16 protein-coding genes and 1 pseudogene are annotated in these 21,888 nt (G+C 61.1%); 9 read left to right on the top strand and 8 right to left on the bottom strand.

Annotation, left to right across the window (positions count from 1 at the left end):
* Positions 1 to 2: 2 nt before the first annotated feature.
* Positions 3 to 2,114: a TonB-dependent siderophore receptor gene (locus tag PSEST_RS10325; protein ID WP_015276936.1), complete on the bottom strand. Its 2,112-nt coding sequence runs from the start codon at positions 2,112 to 2,114 to the stop codon at positions 3 to 5.
* Positions 2,115 to 2,464: 350 nt separating this feature from the next.
* On the opposite strand from PSEST_RS10325, the gene PSEST_RS10320 reads away from it, so the two are divergent.
* On the top strand, positions 2,465 to 4,054 hold the full coding sequence (locus tag PSEST_RS10320) for an ABC-F family ATPase (protein WP_015276935.1): 1,590 nt from the start codon (positions 2,465 to 2,467) through the stop codon (positions 4,052 to 4,054).
* Between the two features lie 114 nt (positions 4,055 to 4,168).
* On the opposite strand, the gene PSEST_RS10315 is transcribed toward PSEST_RS10320, so the two are convergent.
* Positions 4,169 to 5,128 (bottom strand): alpha/beta fold hydrolase, encoded by a 960-nt coding sequence (locus PSEST_RS10315; RefSeq protein WP_015276934.1) that lies wholly within the window; start codon positions 5,126 to 5,128, stop codon positions 4,169 to 4,171.
* Between the two features lie 92 nt (positions 5,129 to 5,220).
* A complete protein-coding gene (locus PSEST_RS10310; protein ID WP_015276933.1) occupies positions 5,221 to 6,051 on the bottom strand; it encodes an undecaprenyl-diphosphate phosphatase in 831 nt (276 codons plus the stop codon).
* Between the two features lie 257 nt (positions 6,052 to 6,308).
* Here PSEST_RS10310 and PSEST_RS10305 point away from each other — a divergent pair, with 257 nt between their 5' ends.
* The 6 genes and pseudogenes from PSEST_RS10305 (at position 6,309) to PSEST_RS10285 (ending at position 11,267) form a co-directional block, all read left to right on the top strand.
* Complete coding sequence (locus tag PSEST_RS10305; RefSeq protein WP_015276932.1) at positions 6,309 to 7,943, top strand: methyl-accepting chemotaxis protein; 1,635 nt, start codon at positions 6,309 to 6,311, stop codon at positions 7,941 to 7,943.
* A 400-nt stretch (positions 7,944 to 8,343) separates the two neighbouring features.
* Positions 8,344 to 8,613: a hypothetical protein gene (locus tag PSEST_RS10300; RefSeq protein ID WP_015276931.1), complete on the top strand. Its 270-nt coding sequence runs from the start codon at positions 8,344 to 8,346 to the stop codon at positions 8,611 to 8,613.
* Between the two features lie 142 nt (positions 8,614 to 8,755).
* Positions 8,756 to 9,037 (top strand): hypothetical protein, encoded by a 282-nt coding sequence (locus tag PSEST_RS10295; RefSeq protein WP_015276930.1) that lies wholly within the window; start codon positions 8,756 to 8,758, stop codon positions 9,035 to 9,037.
* A 100-nt stretch (positions 9,038 to 9,137) separates the two neighbouring features.
* Positions 9,138 to 9,830, top strand: coding sequence for a DUF421 domain-containing protein (locus tag PSEST_RS10290; RefSeq protein ID WP_015276929.1), 693 nt, complete (start codon positions 9,138 to 9,140; stop codon positions 9,828 to 9,830).
* Between the two features lie 105 nt (positions 9,831 to 9,935).
* Positions 9,936 to 10,100, top strand: coding sequence for a hypothetical protein (locus PSEST_RS22295; RefSeq protein ID WP_015276928.1), 165 nt, complete (start codon positions 9,936 to 9,938; stop codon positions 10,098 to 10,100).
* Positions 10,101 to 10,158: 58 nt separating this feature from the next.
* A pseudogene (locus PSEST_RS10285) lies at positions 10,159 to 11,267 on the top strand (DNA topoisomerase IB).
* 27 nt (positions 11,268 to 11,294) lie between these two features.
* Here PSEST_RS10285 and PSEST_RS10280 read toward each other — a convergent pair.
* From PSEST_RS10280 to PSEST_RS10265, 4 genes are all read right to left on the bottom strand, one after another.
* Positions 11,295 to 12,251, bottom strand: a complete 957-nt coding sequence (locus PSEST_RS10280; protein WP_015276926.1) for a sensor domain-containing diguanylate cyclase — start codon at positions 12,249 to 12,251, stop codon at positions 11,295 to 11,297.
* Between the two features lie 2 nt (positions 12,252 to 12,253).
* Positions 12,254 to 13,237 carry a response regulator gene (locus PSEST_RS10275; RefSeq protein WP_015276925.1) on the bottom strand — a complete coding sequence of 328 codons (984 nt, stop codon included), beginning with the start codon at positions 13,235 to 13,237 and terminating at the stop codon, positions 12,254 to 12,256.
* A gap of 149 nt (positions 13,238 to 13,386) precedes the next feature.
* Positions 13,387 to 13,971 carry a Fe-S biogenesis protein NfuA gene (gene nfuA, locus PSEST_RS10270; RefSeq protein ID WP_015276924.1) on the bottom strand — a complete coding sequence of 195 codons (585 nt, stop codon included), beginning with the start codon at positions 13,969 to 13,971 and terminating at the stop codon, positions 13,387 to 13,389.
* A 126-nt stretch (positions 13,972 to 14,097) separates the two neighbouring features.
* Complete coding sequence (locus PSEST_RS10265; protein WP_015276923.1) at positions 14,098 to 16,374, bottom strand: fatty acid cis/trans isomerase; 2,277 nt, start codon at positions 16,372 to 16,374, stop codon at positions 14,098 to 14,100.
* 162 nt (positions 16,375 to 16,536) lie between these two features.
* Here PSEST_RS10265 and metH point away from each other — a divergent pair, with 162 nt between their 5' ends.
* Both metH and PSEST_RS10255 read left to right on the top strand, forming a co-directional pair.
* Complete coding sequence (gene metH / locus PSEST_RS10260; protein ID WP_015276922.1) at positions 16,537 to 20,229, top strand: methionine synthase; 3,693 nt, start codon at positions 16,537 to 16,539, stop codon at positions 20,227 to 20,229.
* A 57-nt stretch (positions 20,230 to 20,286) separates the two neighbouring features.
* Positions 20,287 to 20,613: a DUF5629 family protein gene (locus tag PSEST_RS10255; protein WP_015276921.1), complete on the top strand. Its 327-nt coding sequence runs from the start codon at positions 20,287 to 20,289 to the stop codon at positions 20,611 to 20,613.
* Positions 20,614 to 20,620: 7 nt separating this feature from the next.
* On the opposite strand, the gene PSEST_RS10250 is transcribed toward PSEST_RS10255, so the two are convergent.
* Positions 20,621 to 21,733 carry an acyltransferase family protein gene (locus tag PSEST_RS10250; RefSeq protein WP_015276920.1) on the bottom strand — a complete coding sequence of 371 codons (1,113 nt, stop codon included), beginning with the start codon at positions 21,731 to 21,733 and terminating at the stop codon, positions 20,621 to 20,623.
* Positions 21,734 to 21,888: the final 155 nt, after the last annotated feature.

Here is a 21,888-nt window from a genome sequence, read left to right as displayed (position 1 = left end):
GCTCAGAGTTCCACGGACAGGCTAACGCTCAGGTTGCGCGGCTCACCCGGCATGACCCAGACATTGCTGTAGGAACGCTCGTAGTAGGTCCGGTCGAAGGCGTTGTTCAGGTTCATGCCAAGGGTCAGCTTTTCCGTCGCCTTGTAGCGCGCCAACAGATCCACGGTGGTGTACGACGGCAACTCGAAGTCGCTATCGGCCTGCCCTGCCCGATCACCCACGTAGTTCACGGCGCCGCCAAGGGAGAGTCCGCTGAGATCGCCATCGAGGAATTCGTAGGTGGTCAGCAGGCTGCCGCTGTGGCGCGGTACGTTGAGCAGCCGGCTGCCGCTGGCCAGGGTGTTGTCCCGAGTCACCTCGGCATCCACGTAGGCGTAACCACCGATCACGCGAATCGCATCGGTCAGCTGCCCGGCCAGCTGCAGGTCAATCCCGCGGCTGCGCACCTCACCCGCGGCTATCTGAAAACCGTCGTTCGCCGGATCGCTAGTCAGCACGTTTTCCTTGGTCAGATGGAAGGCGGCGGCGGTCAGCCCCAAACGGCCATCGAACAGGTCGAGCTTGACGCCAGCCTCATAACCCACGCCCTCTTCTGGATCGAACGTCGCGCCGCTGAAGTCCGCACCATTGTTCGGCTTGAAGGACTGCGAAGCGTTGGCGAACAACCCGACCTCCGGAACCAGCTGATAGAGCACGCCAACACGCGGCGTGACCTTTTCATGGGTCTGCTCGGTGCGCCGGCCGGCAACCTCATTGTCCAGGCGTTGCTCATAGTGGTCATAGCGGGCGCCGATGACGCCAAAGAGCTTGTCGGTAAAGCGAATCTGGTCCTGCAGGTTCAGTGCGCGGCTGTGCACCAGCTCATTACGGTCGACCGTACGGGCGGGATTGAAAGCCGGACGCGGCGCGCCGTAGACCGGGTTATAGAGATCGATGTTGCGCAGGTTGTTGGAGCGCAGCATGAATTCGCTCAGGGCGTAGCGCTCGTACTCGGTGCCGATCAACAGCTGATGCTCGATCGAGCCGGTATCGAAACGCCCGCGCAGCTCCAGCTGGGTGATTGCGTCCTGCCAATCGTAGTCGCGATAGCGCAGGTTGCGTGTCAGGGTGCGGTCATCGTCGGCAACCGCAGCCGCTTCGGTGGCGTAACCGTCCATCCGGCCCTGCTTGTAGTGGCTGGCCAGGCGCAGGGTCCAGACCTCGTTCAGGTCGTGTTCGAGTTCGGCCTGCAGCGTTTCGTTGTCGTTGCTGATCGGTCCATCCGAGGGCTCGCCATAGAACGCTGAGCGGGACACCTTGCCCAGGTCGCCGCCCGGTGCGACCACACCGCGATCGAAGGTCTGGCGGTTGCGCACCACCTCAGCCTGCACCAGTAATCGCGTGTCCGGGCTCAATTCCCAGCTAAAGGAAGGCGCGACGAACTGGCGCTCAGCCTCGCGATGATCGCGGAAGCTATTGCCGTCTTCGACGGCGATATTCATGCGATAGAGCATGTTGCCGTCTTCATCGAGTGGCGTGTTCACGTCCAGCGCGGTGCGATAGCGATCCCAGCGACCGGCGCTGAGATCGAGACGGGCAAAGCTGTCCAGTTGCGGCCGCTTGCTGACGATATTGATGGTGCCGCCAGGGTCGCCGCGCCCGTAAAGGCTGGCCGAAGGCCCCTTGAGCACTTCGACCCGCTCGATATTGGAAGCGTCCGGCGGGTTCATGAAGCCACGGTTGACGCTGAAACCGTCCTTGTAGAACTCCCCGGTGGTCAGCCCGCGCACGCTGTACTCGTACATCGTCAAGCCGCCAAAGTCATTCTGCCTGGCGACGCCGCCGGCGAAATCCAGCGCCTTCTCTGCACGCGGGCTGTCCAGATCCTGCAATACGGATGCTGGGATCACGCTGATCGACTGGGGTATTTCCTCGATGGGTGTGTCGGTCTTGGTCGCACTGCGCGTGCGTTTGGCGCGATATCCCTGAACCGGTCCATCGGCGCGTTCCTGGTCCGCCGTGATGGTGACCGAATCGAGTACCGCCGCCTCCTTTGCTATAGCCAGCGGCGCACCAGCCAGGATCAACGCCGCTCCGCAACCAACCCATTTCAATACCGCACTTGCGTTATTCATGCTTTAACTCAGACACCGATGTTATATCGTAACAATGCTGTCTGTTTGGCACACGCCTGTCAATGAAACGATTCGCATCCGCGCGCACTGGTGGGCCCTACCGGGCGTTTCCTGGTTGCCTCGTCAGGGCGTCCTTACGCCGGCAGTGTAGCTATGCGACAATGCGCGGCTGAACTCGGTAGCCACCCCGCATTCATCCGGCAGCAGGCGCAAACGCCCACCGTTGTCATTCACCTCAAAAATCGCTGGATCGACCAGCTCCCTGTCGGAGCGAGCTGGACCGCTGAGTATTGGTATCGGATCGGTATCAGCCTGATTCACGCAGCCACACGTCATTGATAGGTAAGCCCTTGATCTCCACCGCCAACATCACCATGCAGTTCGGTGCCAAGCCGCTGTTCGAAAACGTTTCCGTCAAATTCGGCGGTGGCAACCGCTATGGCCTGATCGGCGCCAATGGCTGCGGCAAGTCGACCTTCATGAAGATTCTCGGCGGCGATCTGGAGCCATCTGCGGGTCAGGTGATGCTCGAGCCGAACGTGCGCCTGGGCAAGCTGCGCCAGGATCAGTTCGCCTACGAGGAATTCAATGTCATCGACACGGTGATCATGGGCCATGAGGACCTGTGGAAGGTCAAGGCTGAGCGCGACCGCATCTACTCGCTGCCGGAAATGAGCGAAGAGGACGGCATGAAGGTCGGCGAGCTCGAAGGTGAGTTCGCCGAGATGGATGGCTACACCGCCGAATCCCGCGCCGGTGAACTGCTGCTTGGCCTGGGTATTCCGCTGGAGCAGCATTTCGGCCCGATGAGCGAAGTCGCACCGGGCTGGAAGCTGCGTGTGCTGCTGGCGCAGGCGCTGTTCTCCGATCCGGATGTGCTGCTGCTGGACGAACCGACCAACCACCTGGACATCAACACCATCCGCTGGCTGGAAACGATTCTGACGGCGCGTAACAGCACCATGATCATCATTTCCCACGACCGCCACTTCCTGAACTCGGTCTGCACCCACATGGCCGACCTCGACTACGGCGAGCTGCGCCTGTTCCCGGGCAACTACGACGAGTACATGACCGCCGCCACCCAGTCGCGCGAGCAGCTGCTGTCGGACAACGCCAAGAAGAAGGCACAGATCGCCGAACTGCAGACCTTCGTCAGCCGCTTCTCGGCTAACGCCTCCAAGGCCAAGCAGGCCACCAGCCGCGCCAAGCAGATCGACAAGATTCAGCTGGCTGAGGTCAAGCCTTCCAGCCGTATCAGTCCGTTCATCCGCTTCGAGCAGACCAAGAAGCTGCACCGTCAGGCGGTGACCGTGGAGCGCCTGTCCAAGGCGTTCGATGACAAGGAGCTGTTCAAGAACTTCAGCTTCACCGTCGAAGCCGGCGAGCGCGTGGCGATCATCGGCCCCAACGGCATCGGCAAGACCACCCTGCTGCGTACCCTGGTCGGCGAGCTGACTCCGGACAGCGGTAGCGTCAAGTGGACCGAAAGCGCCGACTACGGCTATTACGCTCAGGACCATGCCCACGACTTCGAGGACGATGTCAGCCTGTTCGACTGGATGGGTCAGTGGACCCAGGGCGGCGAGCAGCTGGTGCGCGGCACCCTCGGCCGCATGCTGTTCTCCAACGACGAGATCCTCAAGTCGGTGAAGGTGATCTCCGGTGGCGAGCAGGGCCGCATGCTGTTCGGCAAGCTGATCCTGCAGAAGCCCAACGTGCTGGTCATGGACGAACCGACCAACCACCTCGACATGGAATCCATCGAGGCACTCAACCTGGCGCTGGAGAACTACCCGGGCACGCTGATCTTCGTCAGCCACGACCGCGAGTTCGTCAGCTCGCTGGCAACGCGAATCATCGAGTTGTCCGCGAATGGCGTGACGGACTTCAGCGGTAGCTACGATGATTACCTGCGAAGCCAGGGCGTGATTGTCTGATCATCAGGCGAGCCTGACCGTCGCAGCGCCCTCACCCGCTGTGGCGAATCGGCAACGGCAGTCTTCGACGGGCACCCGCACGGTCGCAGACCGCAAAGGTGCGCCTTCAACGCATCAGCCAGGATAACGCCGCGCTAGAAAGCCCAGCAGCAGCTCGTTTACCCGCCCTGCCTGCTCGTTCTGAATCCAGTGACCGCACGGCGCCAGTACGCGCTGCTCCAGGTCCGGTACCCAGTCCGGCATCTTCTTCAGCGTGTAAGCCTCCAGTTCGGCAACCGGGTCATGATTGCCGATCAGGAACATCGTCGGTTGGACGATCTTCTGTCCCTGCAGCGGCTCGGTCAGCTGCCAGTTGCGCTCGAAGTTGCGGTACCAGTTCAGCGCACCGCGAAAGCCGTGCCCGGCGAAGGTCCGCCGGTATATGGACAGATCCTCTTCCGTACACCATTGCGGCAGCGGCCCCGCCTGCATGTCGTCTTCGAATAGCGTGCCGTCGGCGGGCTTGTCCTGCAGCAGCAGGTTTCGCCCCTGGTAGTACATGAGCAGGCGCAGAGTCCGATCGACGTCCACATCCAACTCTCGCTCAGCGCGCCCAGGCTCCTGGAAATAGAGGATGTAGTTGAATCGGCCAGCGCTGGTTTCGCGCATGATCTCGATGGCGGGCCGTCGCGGCCGGCCGGCGAAAGGCACCGACATGGTGACCAGCGCGGCGACTCGTTCGGGCTCGAGCAATGCCAGATACCAAGAGACCATCGCCCCCCAGTCGTGGCCGACCACCGCCACCTGCCCGTGACCGAAGTGATCCATGGCCGCCCGAATATCACCACACAGCGTCAGCACGTCATAGGCCGTCACCTCAGCCGGTGCGCTGCTATTTCCGTAGCCGCGCATCTCGGGAACGAACACGCGGTACCCAGCCGCCACCAGAGGATCAATCTGATTACGCCAGGAATGCCAGCACTCGGGAAACCCGTGCAGCAGCCATACCGGCCGGCCCTCTTCGGGGCCGAAGCAATACAGGCTGAGGGAAATGCCGTTGAGGTCGAGCTGGAAATGGTCGGCGGTCGCGGTCATAGGGCCTCCTGATGGAGAGCCCACTATGGCAAAGCCAGCCGCACTTGTACGCGTTATCAGCCGAACGAAGGCCAGGCCATCGAGCTGACGGATCAGGCCTGGACGCTGGTCCAGTCAATCAGCCCGAGCTGCCAGGTGGCCAGAATCAGCAGACCGAAGCCGATCCGGTACCAGGCAAATGCCGCATAGCTGTGGTTGCCGATGAACTTGAGCAACGCCCGCACCGCGAGCATCGCGAAGATGAACGAAGTCACGAAGCCGATGGCGAACACGGCGAAGTCGCCGGGCTGGAACAGATCGCGGTACTTGTAACCGGAATAGACCGCAGCGCCGACCATGGTGGGCATCGCCAGGAAGAACGAGAACTCGGTGGCGGCCTTGCGCGACAGCCCGAACAGCAGCCCGCCGATGATGGTCGAGCCCGACCGCGAGGTGCCCGGCACCAGCGCCAGACACTGGGCGAAGCCCACCTTCAAGGCCAGCGTCCAGGTCATGTCATCGACAGTCTCGGCGCGAATCGCATGATCGCGGCGCTCGGCCCAGAGCATCACGATGCCACCGATGACCAGTGCGGTAGCCACGGTGATCGGATTGAACAGATACTCGTGAATCAGATCGGCAAAGGCGACGCCGAGCACCACGGCTGGAAGGAAGGCAATCAGCAAGTTGGTGGTGAACTTCTGCGCCTGACGTTCCTTAGGCAGACCTACTACCACATCGATGATCTTGCGCCGGTACTCCCAGATCACCGCGAGAATCGCACCCAGCTGGATGATGATGTTAAAGGCCAGCGCCCGCTCGCCGCCGAAACCGATCAGATCCGCCACGATGATCTGGTGGCCCGTGCTGGATACCGGCAGAAACTCGGTTATACCCTCAACCACACCCAGAATCAGCGCCTGAATCGCAACCCAAAGATCCATCTATTCCCCTAAAGCGATGCAGTCCATCGCGACTCAATGCAACCAAGGTATATGTCGGACAGCCATCTGGCCGGCTGTTCTGACTCGCCCCGGAGAATTAAATTCCTCGGCAGGACGACGAGGGGGCTCATTTTTAGCCACGCGCGGCCGAAAAGCTACTCAGAGTGCCACGGCACGACCGGTGCGGTCGGGTGAAGCGCTTACCACCGACCAACCAGTAAAGAACGATAAGAAAAGTAACCTCAGGAGCCGTACTCATGAATCTGCTGCGCAATGTTCCCATAAGCAAGCGCCTCTGGCTGATCCCCGTGGTCGCCGTGGTCATGCTGTTCATCCTTGGCCTGCTGATGATCCAGCAGGTGCGCTCCGACTTGTATCGTGGCAAGCAGGAGTCCACAAGGCATGTGGTGGAAGCGGCCTCCGGCGTGTTCGAGCACTACCGCAAGCTCGAACTGAGTGGGGCCATGACGACTGCCGAAGCCCAAAAGGCAGCCATCGAACAGATCCGCCTGCTGCGCTACGACGGTCAGGACTACTACTGGATCAACGATCTCGGCCCGACCATGATCATGCACCCGATGCAGCCGAAGCTCGATGGACAGGATCTGTCGAAGATCAAGGACCCCGAAGGCAAGGAACTCTTCAACGAGATGGTCCGGATCGCCCAGCGCGACGGCGCCGGACTGGTCGATTACATGTGGGCCAAGCCCGGCGAGGAGAACCCGGTCCCGAAGATCTCCTATGTGCAGCTGTTCAAGCCGTGGGGCTGGATCATCGGTTCGGGCATCTATGTGGATGATGTCGAGCAGGAATTCTGGAACTACCTGACCCGCTTCTCCCTGATCGGCCTGCTGATCTCGGCAATCATGGCCGTCCTGGTGGCGATTCTGATCCGCAGCATTGTCCGTCCGCTTCGTCACACGATGGCGGCCATGGCCAACATCGCCAGCGGTGAAGCCGACCTGACCCGCACCCTGGACGTTTCCGGCAACGACGAGCTGACCACCCTTGGTCGTGATTTCAATCGATTCACGCAGAAGCTGCGCACCGTAGTCGGCCAGCTGTTCGAGACTGCAGGGGCACTGGACCAATCCTCCCGTTCGCTCAGCCAGCTGTCCGGCCAGGCGCACGAGCAGAGTCAGCAGCAGATGCTGCAGATGGAGCAGGTGGCGACAGCGATCAATGAAGTTACCTACGCCGTACAGGAAGTGGCGAAGAATGCGGAACATGCCTCCAGCGAAGTAGGCAGCGCCGAGAATCAGGCGGGCCAGGGCCAGCGCAACATCGAGACAAGCCTGCAGCAGATCGATGAGCTTTCGGCAACCATCGGCCAGGCAGTTGACGTCATCCAGTCGCTGGCTGACGAAACGACCAAGATCGGCTCGGTACTCGAGGTCATCGGCTCGATTGCGGAACAGACGAACCTGCTGGCGCTCAACGCTGCGATCGAAGCCGCCCGCGCTGGCGAGCAGGGCCGTGGTTTCGCCGTCGTCGCCGACGAAGTCCGCCTGCTTGCCCAGCGTACCCAGCAATCGACGGCCGAGATCCACGGCATGATCGAGCGCCTGCAGAAGAACTCAGGGGCTGCGGTCAATGTGATCATGGAAAGCAATCGCGCTTCGCAGCTGACTGTCGAGCAGGCGAGCCAGGCGGGCGAGAGCCTTGGTGAAATTGCTCAGGCCCTGCGCAACCTCTCCGGCTTGAACGCTTCGATTGCCAGCGCAACGCTGCAGCAATCTCACGTGGTTGAAGACATCAACCAGAACGTCACGCAGGCTGCAGGGCTGGCCCAGGAAAGCACGCTGGCTGCCGAGCAATCCAGTGAAGCCGGCAAGCAGCTTGGCGAGCTTGCCGGTCAGCTGAACCGGCTGCTGAGCCAGTTCCGCGTTTGATCGCCTCTGCGACTCGCCCGGCATGGGCGAGTCGCAAGGTGCCATTAACAGGCACTACTCTCCTGCATCGGCACCATGGTGAAGCCGAGGCACTCGGCAGACGGCGGTTTCAGCTCGCGACAGGTTGTCGCACCGAAATATTTTCGTGACTCGCCGGCGGTGAGCTAACCCGTCCGACCTAAATCGATTTTTCCAATATTTCCAGCGACTTAAGTAGGCCTTTGGAGCCACTGCCGGAGAACCGCCAGCCTTATACTTTTGGCTAATTGCAAAGGCCTTCAAATTTTTTCGAACTCGCATGTGACTTGCCAGTCCTCTGGGTACATCAACTGCAATGTAAGGCCAACGCCAACGAGCTTGGCTGCAGGTATTTTGGGTATCACACAGAGAGACATGCCCCATGCACACCCCGCTGCGTATCAATGAAGCCCTTCTGATCACCGATCGCGCATTCAAACCCTTCCAGTGCGTCGCCTGGACCCTTCCCGAAGGGAATGGCGAAGTCAGCATCACCGTCGTCGATCGCGACGAAGCCCGTCTGCTCGGCCGCTGCAAGATGTCCAGCAGCGTGTTCACCGACCCGGTGAAGCTTGGCGAAACCCTGGAACAAACCCGCGAACAACTGAGCCGCAACGGCGCTCATTTCTCGCCGTGGCACATGCCCGAGTAAGCATGAGTTGCTCGAACCAAGGCCTGCAGCGGCGCGCTCCAGGCCTTTTTTCTTGCTCGACGTTCTCTATGCAGCCCGAAGCTGACTGATCCAATCGCCTGTTTGAAGGTCACAACATCAACAAGCGAAACAGGAGAAGCTCATGAAAGGCGCAGAAGCGTACGTCAACGATCAATGGCACAGCTGTGGTCTCGCCGACCTTCCACGGGGGCCTGGTGCCCATGCAGTCAAACTGCATTTCATCGTGCCGCGAGACGCCCAGATGCCCGGCCTGATCAACCACATCAACGAAGTCGCACTGCGACATCTGAGCGAGTTCTATGAAGGACGCACCGTCACGCACAAGCCCGTGGTCGGCTCGGTGGTAGGCGACGGCAGCGGTGACGGAATTGACTTGGAGTTCGACGTAACGCCAGCAAGCTGAACCGGCTGGCAACCTGCCTTGTGTAGCGAAGCGCTCTAGAATGAGCCGGGAGAGGCGCTTTGCTGCGTCTGCGCCCGCTCTATCGGAAGGATGAACCGCAATGACCCCCTTTGACCTGCAGCGCATGCTTCTGCACGAATTTCCGCTGATGTTCGTTGCGGAGGTCTCGCTAAGGGCGCTATTGGCGTTCATCGCGGTTTTCGTCTTCCTCAAGGTCAGCGGACGGCGCGGGATTCGCCAGCTATCCGTGTTCGAACTGGTGATCATCCTGACCCTCGGCTCGGCTGCGGGCGACGTCTCCTTCTACGACGATGTTCCGCTGCTGCCGGTGGCGGCGGTATTCGCCACGTTACTGGTGCTGTATCGCCTGACCGTGTTCTTCATGAACCGCAGCCCGCGCTTCGGCGTCTGGCTGGAAGGCAAGCCGGTCACCATCATTCGCGACGGCATCTATGAATTGCGCAGTCTGGATGGCCTGAACATTTCCGCCGACGAGTTCTTCATGGAGCTGCGCCAGCAAGGCGTCGAACATCTCGGGCAGGTCAGGCTCGGCATTCTGGAGAACGATGGCAACGTCAGCCTGTTCTTCCATGAGCCCGAAGCGGTGCGCCCCGGACTATCTGTGCTGCCACCGGAGTACCGGCCGGTTTTCCATCAGGTCCCCGCGGCCGGAATGTATGCCTGTAGCCGCTGTGGCTTTCCTCAGGCACTCGAAAGCCAGCAAGCGCAGTCATGCCCACGCTGCTCCAATCCCACGTGGTCGAAGGCGCTTTCGACGCTCAGGTCGCGCTGATACACGGTACGAACCGCCACGACTGTCGCCGGTCAGTTGTTACAAGGCCGCCGAAACAAGCATTTCGAGCGCCCTTTCCTTCCGATCCAGCAGCAGGAGCAAACCATGCTTGGCGACTACTCATCGATCAATGACCACCTCGAAACAGCGCGCAAGCACGCCGACCAGGCGGAAACCGAAGCCAAACCGGAGCTTTATCGTGAAGCCGTGGATGAGCTGGTTGCAGCCATCCGCTTGCTGATGCGCAACAGCAACGAAAAGGATAACTAGCCCATCCAGGCGCCTTGCCGGCGCACTGCCGGCAAGGCCATAGCGGGAAATCGCCGACATGCGCAATGACACCGTGCTGGACGAGCCTCCGCGACTGGCCGAAGGTACCCGCCCTGTTCCCGCCGACGAAAGCAGCGACACCGGCACCCTGCTCTGCCCTGACCTGACCTGCCTGATGACCTGCATTACGTCGATGATTCACAGCCGGGCATCAGGCGCAAATTGCAGCGCGGCAAGTTCGTTTACTTCGGGCCGAACGGCGAGCGCATCCGCGACGACGCCGCGATACAGCGGATCAACAAGCTGGTGATACCACCGGCCTATCGTGACGTATGGATCTGTCCTGATCCGCAGGGACATTTGCAGGCCACCGGACGTGACGCACGCGGCCGAAAACAGTATCGCTACCACAGCCGCTGGCGGGAAATCCGTGACGGCAACAAGTACGACCGCATGCTCCAGTTCGGCGAGGCGCTACCGAAACTGCGCCAGAAGCTGGAAAAGCACCTGGCCGCCCCGGAGCTCTCACGTGAGAAGGTCATGGCGCTGGTGGTAACGCTACTCGAATCCACACTGATCCGAATCGGCAACTCCCGCTACGCCCGGGACAACCGCTCCTATGGGCTGACGACCTTGCGTACACGGCATGTCGATATCAGCGGCACCTCGATCCGTTTTCATTTTCGCGGCAAGAGCGGCGTTGAGCATGAAGTTACTCTGCGCGACCGCCGCTTGGCCAGGCTGATGCGCCGCTGCATGGAGCTGCCAGGTCAGCAGCTGTTTCAATATCTGGACGAAGATGGCCAACGGCGCGCCGTCAGTTCCAACGATGTGAATCTCTATCTACGAGAAATGACCGGCAGCGACTTTACCGCCAAGGACTACCGCACCTGGGCCGGCAGCGCGCTGGCGTTGGAAAGGCTGCGCAAACTGGATAGCGCGCCTGATAGTGTTGCCAAGCAAAACCTCGTGGAGACGGTCAAGCAGGTCGCCAGCCAGCTGGGAAACACCCCTGCGGTCTGCCGCCAGTGCTATATCCATCCGGCAATCCTGGACGCCTTCAGCGCAGGCGATCTGGCCAAGCCAAGGGCTGCGCGCAAGCGCAAATGGCTCAGTGCTGAAGAAGTCGCATTGCTCAACTTTCTGCAGCAACAACGAACCGCTTAGCGCGCCGAGCGATTCCGCGCAGCGACGTCAATGCTCATGCAGCGTAACGCGATTGCGCCCGCAGGCTTTCGAGACATACAGCGCCGAATCGGCCCATTCGATCAACTGGGCATGGCTGGTGGTTGGCATGCTGAGATCGGCCACCCCCAGGCTGATGGTGAAGCGAATGCGGTACTGCTCATGGCGAACCTCGCGCGCCTCGACCGCCTGCCGGAGCCGTTCGGCGAAGATCAGCGCGCCTTGCTTGTCAGTATCTGGCAACAGCACCACAAACTCTTCACCGCCGTAACGCCCAGCCACATCCGAGTCGCGCAGATTCTCCCGGATCAGATCCGCGACCTGCTGAATGACGCTGTCGCCCACCTGATGACCATAGCTGTCATTGATTGCCTTGAAATGGTCGATATCGAACATGACCAAAGCCGCCTGGCTGTCATAGCGGCGATGCCGAGCGTAATCCAGCCGCAGCATTTCTTCCCAGTGCCCGCGGTTGTAGAGGCCCGTCAGGCGATCGGTGCTGGACAGGCGCTGCAGCTCGGCATTGGCCGCCTGCAACTGGCGCCGGTTCACCGCTACGTCGGTGACGTCGTAGATGATCAGGCATACCTGATCGATGCTGCCGTTGATGCCCTTGAGCGGCAGCAGCGTGGTGTTCTGATACATGAAGTCTTCCAGCCCGGTGATCGGCTGGTAGTTCTTGAAGCGCAGCAGGTACGGCCGCTGCTCCCAGATGGTGAATGACGGCGTGCCCAGGGTCATCACGCTCTCGACCTTGCGGCGGAACCAATCCTCATCCACCTCGGGGAAAAGCGTAAAGAAACTCTGGTTGCGCGCAGTCTCCGGCTGCAGCCCGGAGCGGTTTTCCATGAAGGTGTTCCAGACTTCGACGCGGTAGTCGCGGTCCAGCACCACCACCCCCACATCGATGCTCTGGACGATCGCCAGCAACCAGTGAAGCTCGTTCAACTCGTGGGTATCGCTCATGCTCAATCCATTAGGTGGGCGAGCTTGCGGGTCAGCAGCTCGACCGAATCTTCCGTGAACAACAGCAGCAGGTCGAAATGGATATCGTGACCTTCCAGGCTGTAGCTGATCTCCACCGCCAGCGTCTTCTTCCACCGACCGCTGTTGATCCTTATCAGTTCTTCGATCGAGGCGTGCTGACCGAGTACCTGTGGGTGCCCCTGGGAAAAAACCACCTCGATCTGCTCAGCGATGCCGCTCAGGCAGGCGCTGATCAGCAGGCTCGAGAGATCCAGCAGCATTTCCATCTCAAGGTAATCCTGACGGCGCATAAGACGCGCCATGTCGGCTACTTCCGAATCATGGAACAGCAGCAGTGCTTCGCCGGCGATCCCGCCGCCGATGTAACCCTGGCAGACGGCAGTAAGCTTTTCGCCGCGCGCTGCATCGGCCAACGCCATGTGCAGCTCGCCGACCTCGAGGATGTTGACGTTGGGAATCGGCAGCTGGATGAACACGCCGAGCACTCTGGCCAGCAGAGCCGCGGCGCGGCCCATGGCGATATTGACGACTTCGCGGAAGGTGTCGCGAAAGCTGATACGTTCGCCGTCGACCCGGGTGATCAATGCGGATACATCGTCCAGCAACCCGAGGCTGGCCAGCGTCTGCCGCAGGTGGACCGGATCGGCCGGCTTCTTGATGAAGGCGCGTGCGCCAAGCGCCAGCACGCGGCGTACGGCCTCTTCCTGGATATCGGCGGATATCACGATGGTCTTGCACTCGAGCTGCTCTTCGCGCAGCTGAGCGAGGACCTGATATCCGTCCATTTCCGGCATGGTCAGATCGAGCAACAGGACATCGATATCGCCCTGACGGATCCGGTCCAACGCCTCGACGCCAGTAGCAGCCTGGCTGACCGTAACCGGCCAGCCAGCAGGCAGCGCATGCAGTAGCTGCTTGCGCGCCAGGCTGGAATCATCACAGATCAGGAGGGAAATGGCAGACATCTGGTGCGAGCTCTCGTTGCCCGATCAACCGAAGGGCGAGAGCTTATCGCAGGACAGAGCTGCTGTGTGCACCATGGAGGCAAAATAGTGGCATTTCGTCCGAAATGCCACTGGAGGGCCCGGCGAGCCGGGTTCGACGGCTCGCTGGATCAGTAGTAAGCGTTTTCGCGATTGGTATGGTCGGTCACGTCGCGCACGCCCTTGAGCTCCGGAATACGGGCCAGCAGGGTCTTCTCGATGCCTTCCTTGAGGGTAACGTCAGCTTGGCCACAGCCCTGGCAACCACCGCCGAACTGCAGCACCGCGATGCCTTCGTCAACCACATCGATCAGAGTGACCTGCCCGCCATGGCTGGCCAGGCCGGGATTGATTTCGGTCTGCAGGTAATAGTTGATGCGCTCGTTCAACGGACTGTCTTCACTGACCATCGGCACTTTGGCGTTCGGCGCCTTGATCGTCAGCTGGCCACCCATGCGGTCGGTCGCATAGTCGACCAGTGCATCTTCCAGAAACGGCTCGCTGGTGCCATCGATCCAGGCGGTGAAGCTCTTCAGAGCCAACGCAGTGTCGTCCGGCTTCTCTTCGCCCGGCTTGCAGTAGGCAATGCAGGTTTCGGCATAAGGAGTGCCCGGCTGGGTGATAAAGATGCGAATGCCGATGCCCGTGGTGTTCTGCTTCTCAAGCAGGTCAGCCAGATAATCGTGTGCAGCTTCGGTAATAGTGATCGCGCTCATGAGAACTCCTCGCAGACATGCGCCGCAGTGTACGCCAAACCACTGCCGCGGTTAAGTCCTAGTATTTTAGTCGGACTATCGATTTTCAAGTTCCCTGCGCCATCCGAACGGTCCGCAATCCGGAAATCACAGATTCTCGTAGCGGTTCATATCGAGCACGCCTGCTTCAACTGGCTCGGTTTCTTCAAGGTAGCGAGTCAGATCGGTGAAGTAGTCCCAAAAACGCGGATGGCTGCGGCGTACGCCCCAGCGCTCGACCAGGCGTTCGAAGTCACGGTTATCCCGGACCTGCTCAAGCGCGGAGACAAAGGCCGGCACATCCGCCGCAGGCATGTTGAACAGGAAGTTCGGGTAACTGCTGAGGATGCCGGGATATACCGTCAGGGTGTCCAGTCTCGGCTGCCAACGCAGCGACTCGCCATACATGAAGGCCACATTACTGTGGGCACGATTGCGCAACAGGCTGTAGAGCTCACGCCGGCCGTCACCAGCCTCGACGCGCAGCAGCGTGGCTTCTGGCAAATACTGGATGGCGGGCAACCCGGCACCCAGCCGGTTGGTAAGGCGGCTGAGCGCCTGCTCGGCTCGCTGCAGCAGCGCTGGCTGACCCGCGCGGAAGCAATGGCTGCCCTGGCAACGGTTGATCGGATCCGGCGTTGCATTGATGCCGGCATAGCGCGCGAGCAGCTGACGGGCAAACGCTCGCTTGGCGTCGGCCTTGCCCAGATCGAGCAGCGACGGCGTTGTAGCGTCGATCGAGGTATAGGCCAGTAGCAGCTTCAGCTGCCCGCCTTTCTCGTACCAGCCATTTAGAATCCCCTGGCGGGACGAAGCCGGCAGCAGGCGGAGGAAATTCAGCTCCGCACCATTGCGGATCAGATCGAAGTACAACCGTGTCTGCCCTTGATGGGAAACGTTGCCGAACACGTCGAAGTTGACCACAAGCTGGTAATAGGTGCGCTCGAGCAGCGGATAGTCCATCCACCAGAGTGTTTGCGGGATTTCTCCGATCAGCCCTTTGCGCACCGAGGCGCTGTCATGCTGGCGGAAGATGCTCAACAAGGCGTTGTCATTGCCGGACCAGATATGCGCCCAGTCTGCTGGCTTGTTGGCATAAGCCTGCGTGCGTAGGTGCTCGTACTGGTTTCGCTTGACGCGGTAGGTCTTCCAGAACGCCAGCAGATTGCCCATCTCATCGAACTGCCCCGGCATTGCCAGCAGCGGTGTGGTCTGCTCACGGTAGCGGCGGTCCGTCAGATACAGATCGTGCTGCGGATCCTGGAAGAAAACCCAGAAGTTGTCGCGAATCACGTCGGTTGCGATCTGCCCGCGACATACGGGCCCCCTGATGAACGTACGCACGAAATACTCGGCGTTATCCAGCATGAACTGATAGCGCGCCTGGGCCGGAATCGCCTGGAAGGTCTTGAATGGGTTGGCCCGATGAGCGGCGCCGTAGCCAGGAATGCTATCGACGGGCCAATCATCCTCGAAAAACAGCGCCGTGACTCGCGCCAGCTTCTGAGCACTCAACGGATAGGTAATGTGCGTCTTGTGCACGATCACATCTGGAATTGGTCGCAGCCGATAACTGAAGCGGGTGCCCGGATCATTGTTGGGCCGACGTGCCGCGATAGGGTCGACGGGCTCGCCACTGGGAGTGCGCGAACGCACCAGCTGGTAGAAGTGGCCGCTCTCCCCCCCTTCGAAATGCAGATGCGCAATAAAAAGGTGCTCATACAGCCAGCGGCCAACCAGATTGCCCCGAGCGCCGGGAGTGTTGAATAAGCGCTCCCACTGCTCAATCTGCAACGCTTCCGCAGGTGTCGGCTTCAGCTGCCGATGCTCGACCGGCGCGCCCTGCTCGAGCCAGCGCTGAACGACTGTGTACTCTTCGTCGCTAAGACCGGTAACGGCAAACGGCATGCCGCCATGGGCGTTCTTGCGCGCATAGCCGTCGAATTCACCGGGTAATGGGCAACTGTTCTCCCGGCCGATGCCAATATCCAGCCCCGGCGGCAGCTTGGCATTCGGCACCAACGGTTGACTGCGCCCCAGTTCCAGCATGCGCGCCATCAGCGCTGCCTGATTGCCCTCGGCTTCCAGCACCGAGTGAAAGCCCTTGCGTCGCCACGCCGCTTCCCCTTCGGCGTCGAGAAATAGCCGGGTCGGCTGTTGCGCCTTGACCCGAACACCGTTGTAGACCGGGAGCTTGTGGCCACCTCTTGACGCCCCCTCGCCGCTGCCCAGATTGAGCTGGCAAGGCGAGTCATAACAGGCATGGCAGGCGACACACTTGGCGGTAAAGATCGGCTGGATATCGCGCTGATAGGAAACAGCTTCGGCCTGCACAGCGCTGCCAATCAGGAGCAGCAGGCAGCCGAGCCACAAACGGAGGGACATGAAACGAATACCTTGGAGTGAACCTGCATTCTATTCGCCTCAGGCGACAGCCGCTTGTTCGCTCAACCTGAATAATCTTCATGCAAAAGCGCGGAAGCTAAAAAAGCATGCAGCTTTGCTATCATTCGCGCTCTTTTGTCTCAGCTTTTTCAGGTAGTTCCCATGTCCACTCGCAGCTCCCGTCTTCAGGCCCTCCAGCAAGCGCTCAAAGAGCGCATTCTGATTCTGGATGGTGGCATGGGAACGATGATCCAGAGCTACAAGCTGGAAGAAGAGGACTACCGTGGCACGCGCTTCGCCGACTGGCCGCAGGACGTCAAAGGCAATAACGACCTGCTGCTGCTGAGCCGCCCGGATATCATTCAGGCCATCGAGAAGGCCTACCTCGACGCCGGCGCAGACATCCTCGAAACCAACACCTTCAACGCGACCCGCGTCTCCCAGGCCGACTACGGTATGGAAGAGCTGGTCTACGAACTGAACGTCGAAGGCGCACGCCTGGCCCGTGAAGTGGCGGACGCCAAGACCGCCGAAACGCCGGACCGTCCGCGCTTCGTCGCCGGCGTACTCGGCCCGACCAGCCGCACCTGCTCGATCTCCCCGGACGTCAACAACCCCGGCTATCGCAACGTCACCTTCGACCTGCTGGTGGAGAACTATGTCGAAGCCACCCGCGGCCTGATCGAGGGCGGTGCCGACCTGATTTTGATCGAAACGATCTTCGACACGCTGAACGCCAAGGCGGCGATCTTCGCCGTGCAGCAGGTGTTCGAGGACGAAGGCGTCGAGCTGCCGATCATGATCTCCGGCACCATTACCGATGCATCCGGCCGCACCCTGTCCGGGCAGACCACCGAGGCCTTCTGGAACTCGGTGCGCCACGCCAAGCCGATCTCCGTTGGCCTGAACTGCGCCCTCGGCGCTAAGGATCTGCGTCCGTATCTGGAAGAACTCTCCAGCAAGGCCGAGACCTTCGTCTCCGCGCACCCCAATGCGGGCCTGCCGAACGCCTTCGGCGAATACGACGAAAGCCCGGCAGAAATGGCCGCGGTGGTCGAAGAGTTCGCCGCCTCGGGCTTTCTCAACATCATCGGCGGCTGCTGCGGCACCACGCCGGCGCATATCCAGGCAATTGCCGAGGCGGTCAGCAAATACCCGCCGCGCGCCATTCCGGACATTCCCAAGGCCTGCCGCCTGTCGGGCCTGGAGCCGTTCACCATCGACCGCAGCTCGCTGTTCGTCAACGTCGGTGAGCGCACCAACATCACCGGTTCCGCCAAGTTCGCCCGCCTGATCCGCGAAGAAAACTACACCGAGGCTTTGGAAGTCGCCCTGCAGCAGGTCGAAGCCGGCGCCCAGGTGATCGACATCAACATGGACGAGGGCATGCTGGATTCGAAGGCGGCCATGGTCACCTTCCTCAACCTGATCGCCGGCGAGCCGGATATTTCCCGCGTGCCGATCATGATCGACTCGTCGAAGTGGGAAGTGATCGAGGCAGGCCTCAAGTGCATCCAGGGCAAGGGCATCGTCAACTCGATCTCGATGAAGGAAGGCGTCGAGCAGTTCAAGCAGCAGGCCCACCTGTGCAAGCGCTACGGTGCCGCCGTGGTGGTCATGGCCTTCGACGAGGCCGGTCAGGCCGATACCGCCGCACGCAAGCGCGAAATCTGCAAACGCAGCTACGACATCCTGGTCAACGAAGTGGGCTTCCCACCGGAAGACATCATCTTCGACCCGAACATCTTTGCCATCGCCACCGGCATCGAGGAACACAACAACTACGCAGTCGACTTCATCGAGGCCTGCGCCTACATCCGCGACAACCTTCCCTATGCACTGACTTCGGGCGGCGTCTCCAACGTGTCGTTCTCGTTCCGCGGCAACAACCCGGTGCGCGAAGCGATCCACTCGGTATTCCTGTTCCATGCGATCAAGGCAGGCCTGACCATGGGCATCGTCAACGCCGGTCAGCTGGAGATCTACGACGAGATTCCAAAGGAGTTGCGCGACGCAGTCGAGGACGTAGTTCTCAACCGCAGCGCCAACGGCACCGAAGGCTTGCTGGAGCTCGCTGACAAGTACAAGGGCGACGGCTCGGTCAAGGAGGCCGAAACCGAAGAATGGCGCAGCCTGCCGGTGGACAAGCGCCTCGAGCACGCACTGGTCAAGGGCATCACCGCCTTTATCGTCGAAGACACCGAGGAATGCCGCCAGCAATGCAAGCGACCCATCGAGGTGATCGAAGGCCCGCTGATGAGCGGTATGAACGTGGTTGGCGACCTGTTCGGCGCCGGCAAGATGTTCCTGCCCCAGGTGGTCAAGTCGGCGCGCGTGATGAAGCAGGCCGTCGCGCACCTGATCCCGTTCATCGAGGCGGAAAAAGGCGACAAGCCGGAAGCCAAGGGCAAGATCCTCATGGCCACGGTGAAAGGCGACGTGCACGACATCGGCAAGAACATCGTCGGCGTGGTGCTCGGCTGTAACGGTTACGACGTTGTCGACATGGGCGTGATGGTGCCGGCGGAGAAGATTCTGCAGACCGCCATCGCGGAGAAGTGCGACATCATCGGCCTCTCCGGCCTGATCACGCCTTCGCTGGACGAGATGGTCCACGTTGCCAAGGAAATGCAGCGCCAGGGCTTCAGCCTGCCGCTGATGATCGGCGGCGCCACCACGTCCAAGGCCCACACCGCGGTGAAGATCGACCCGCAGTACCACAACGATGCGGTGGTCTACGTCACCGACGCCTCACGCGCGGTGGGTGTCGCCACTACTTTGCTGTCCAAGGAACTCAAGCCGGCCTTCGTCGAGAAGACCCGCGAAGAGTACGCCATGATCCGCGAGCGCACCGCCAACCGCAGTGCGCGCACCGAGCGCCTGAGCTATGCCCAGGCCGTCGCCAACAAGCCGCAGTTCGACTGGGCCAGCTACACGCCGGTCAAGCCGAGCTTTACCGGCCGCCAGCTGCTGGAAGATATCGACCTGCGCACGCTGGCCGAGTACATCGACTGGACGCCGTTCTTCATCGCCTGGGACCTGGCCGGCAAGTACCCGCGCATTCTCGAGGACGAAGTGGTCGGCGAAGCGGCCACCGCGCTGTTCAGCGATGCCCAGGCCATGCTGAACAAGCTGATCGACGAGAAGCTGATCCGCGCGCGCGCCGTGTTCGGTTTCTGGCCAGCCAACCAGGTGCAGGACGATGATCTGGAAGTGTATGGCGACGGCGGCGAAAAGCTGGCCACCCTGCACCATCTGCGCCAGCAGATCATCAAGCCGGACGCCAAGCCTAACCTCTCCCTGGCCGACTTCGTCGCGCCGAAAGATAGCGGCATCACAGACTATGTGGGTGGCTTCATCTGCACCGCCGGCATCGGTGCCGAGGAGCTGGCAAAGGCCTATCAGGACAAGGGCGACGACTACAACTCGATCATGGTCAAGGCGCTTGCAGACCGTCTCGCCGAAGCCTGCGCCGAGTGGCTGCATCAACAGGTGCGCAAGCAATACTGGGGCTACGCCAAGGATGAGCAGCTGAGCAACGAGGAGCTGATCCGCGAGCAGTACAAGGGCATCCGCCCTGCCCCGGGCTACCCCGCGTGCCCGGACCACACCGAAAAAGGCACGCTGTTCCAGCTGCTGGATGCTGACGGTATCAGCCAGGTCACGCTCACCGAGCACTACGCCATGCTGCCTACCGCGGCCGTCAGCGGTTGGTACTTCGCTCACCCGGAGGCGCAGTACTTCGCGGTAGGCAAGATCGACAAGGATCAAGTGGAAAGCTACAGCCAGCGCAAGGGCGAAGACATCGCCGTCAGCGAACGCTGGCTGATGCCGAACCTGGGTTACGACAACTGATCCCGCGGCGGGCGCCTGTGAGCGCCCGCCGTCGTTCCGCTCAATGGAGCTTGCACCATGTCATCCGAAACACCGCTGCTGATCGACGAACTCGAAACGGCCGACATGCTGATCATCGACGACCTGCATGCCTGGCAGTTCGCACTGAACGAGGCGTTGCTCGATGATGCCGACGCCGCCGCGGAGGCCAATCAGCCATTCGCCAGTGAAGACATCCTGCTGACCATCGATCTGGTCGACGGCCGCACGCGCCGCCAGTGGCAGTTCAGTTACAACCAGATCATGGAAGCCCAGCGCCAACCCGACGGCGAAAGCTGGCTGCTGGAAGGCCCGCACCGCCTGCGGTGCCTCAGCGCCATCGGCGGCGAGGACGAGGACGAGTAACGCGTCTCTAGCCGCCTCGCCCTGCGCGGGCGACGGCTATTGAACTCGCAGTCGCCCCCTCTCCGGCGGCTGCCGCTGACTTCGCACCCTCCATCAGCGGCCGTTCGATATAGCGATAGCTCAGGCCAGCAACGATCAGCGACATGGTTACGCAAAGCGCCACGCGCGGCAGCAGCGGCTGGTCATCGAGCAAACTCATGCACAGCAGCCAGACCGGGATATGGCACAGGTACAGGGAGAACGACAGCTGCCCGATTGTCTCCAACGGGCGCGACAAGGCGCCGAAGATCGCCTCGCTGGAACAGACCGCCAGCATGAATGGCACGGCCAGCACCAGCGTCGCCGCCGCCCAGCGAAACGAGGCGAGCGGCTCCAGGGCGATGGCCAGAATGCTCGCCGAGACCACCGCCAGACCGGTCACCAGCACTTTGGCGGTGGCGGTCATCGCCTCGATGTCGCGCTCGACGACGCGAAACTGATCCAGCGACGACAGCTTCCATAGCAGCAACCCCATGAACAAACCGTTCACCCGGAACAGCCACTCTGGCGCGAACGGGTTGGCGAAGCTGAACCACAGTACGATGCCTATCACCGCCGGCCAGAACGCCCGGCGTAGCAGGAGCAGCAGCGGAAACAGCAGGTAGAACTGCACCTCAAGAGCGATTGACCAGAAATAGCCAAAATCCGTCTCGTGCAGGCCGTTGAAGACATTGGCGAGAAAGAACGCCGCGCTCGCCGTCACGCCGAGCAGCGTGTCCAGCGAGTAAGCCGGCGCCCCACGCGGCGGCTCGACGACGCTGAACATCAACACCACGGCCGCCCAGAACCAGGTCGGCAGCAACACACGGCGAATGCGTTTCTTGTAGAAGGCATACACCGCCTCAGCTTCGAAGCCCTGCTGCTTGCGCAGAAAGGTCGCGCCCATCAGGTAGCCGGAAATGAGAAAAAACAGATCGACGCCAATACCCGGCAGAAAGCGCTGCAGCAAGCCGTCCCACCAGTCCGCCTCCGCGCCGACCAGCATCACCGAGGCATGGGCCAGCAGCACCAACATGATCGCTAGCCCGCGAAGAAATTGAATATTGCGATTCTTGCCTTGCCGCGCTCCGGCATCACTCATAAGCAGTCCGATATTCGCCAGCCGCCGCGACTTCCAGCCATTGCCTGGGTCATTCAGGATCGATTCCCTCTCCTCGGGGCTTGGTTCAGGTCTGGTCGGCCTCCCGCCGCACCTTGCCTCTAGCAAGACCAGTCGATACCCGTGTTGTTCAATCG

Origin of the sequence: Stutzerimonas stutzeri RCH2 (assembly GCF_000327065.1) — a bacterium.
Classification (GTDB): Bacteria; Pseudomonadota; Gammaproteobacteria; order Pseudomonadales; family Pseudomonadaceae; genus Stutzerimonas; species Stutzerimonas stutzeri_AE.
Note: the sequence above shows the minus strand (reverse complement) of the source record. Positions and strands in the feature narration are given on the sequence as shown.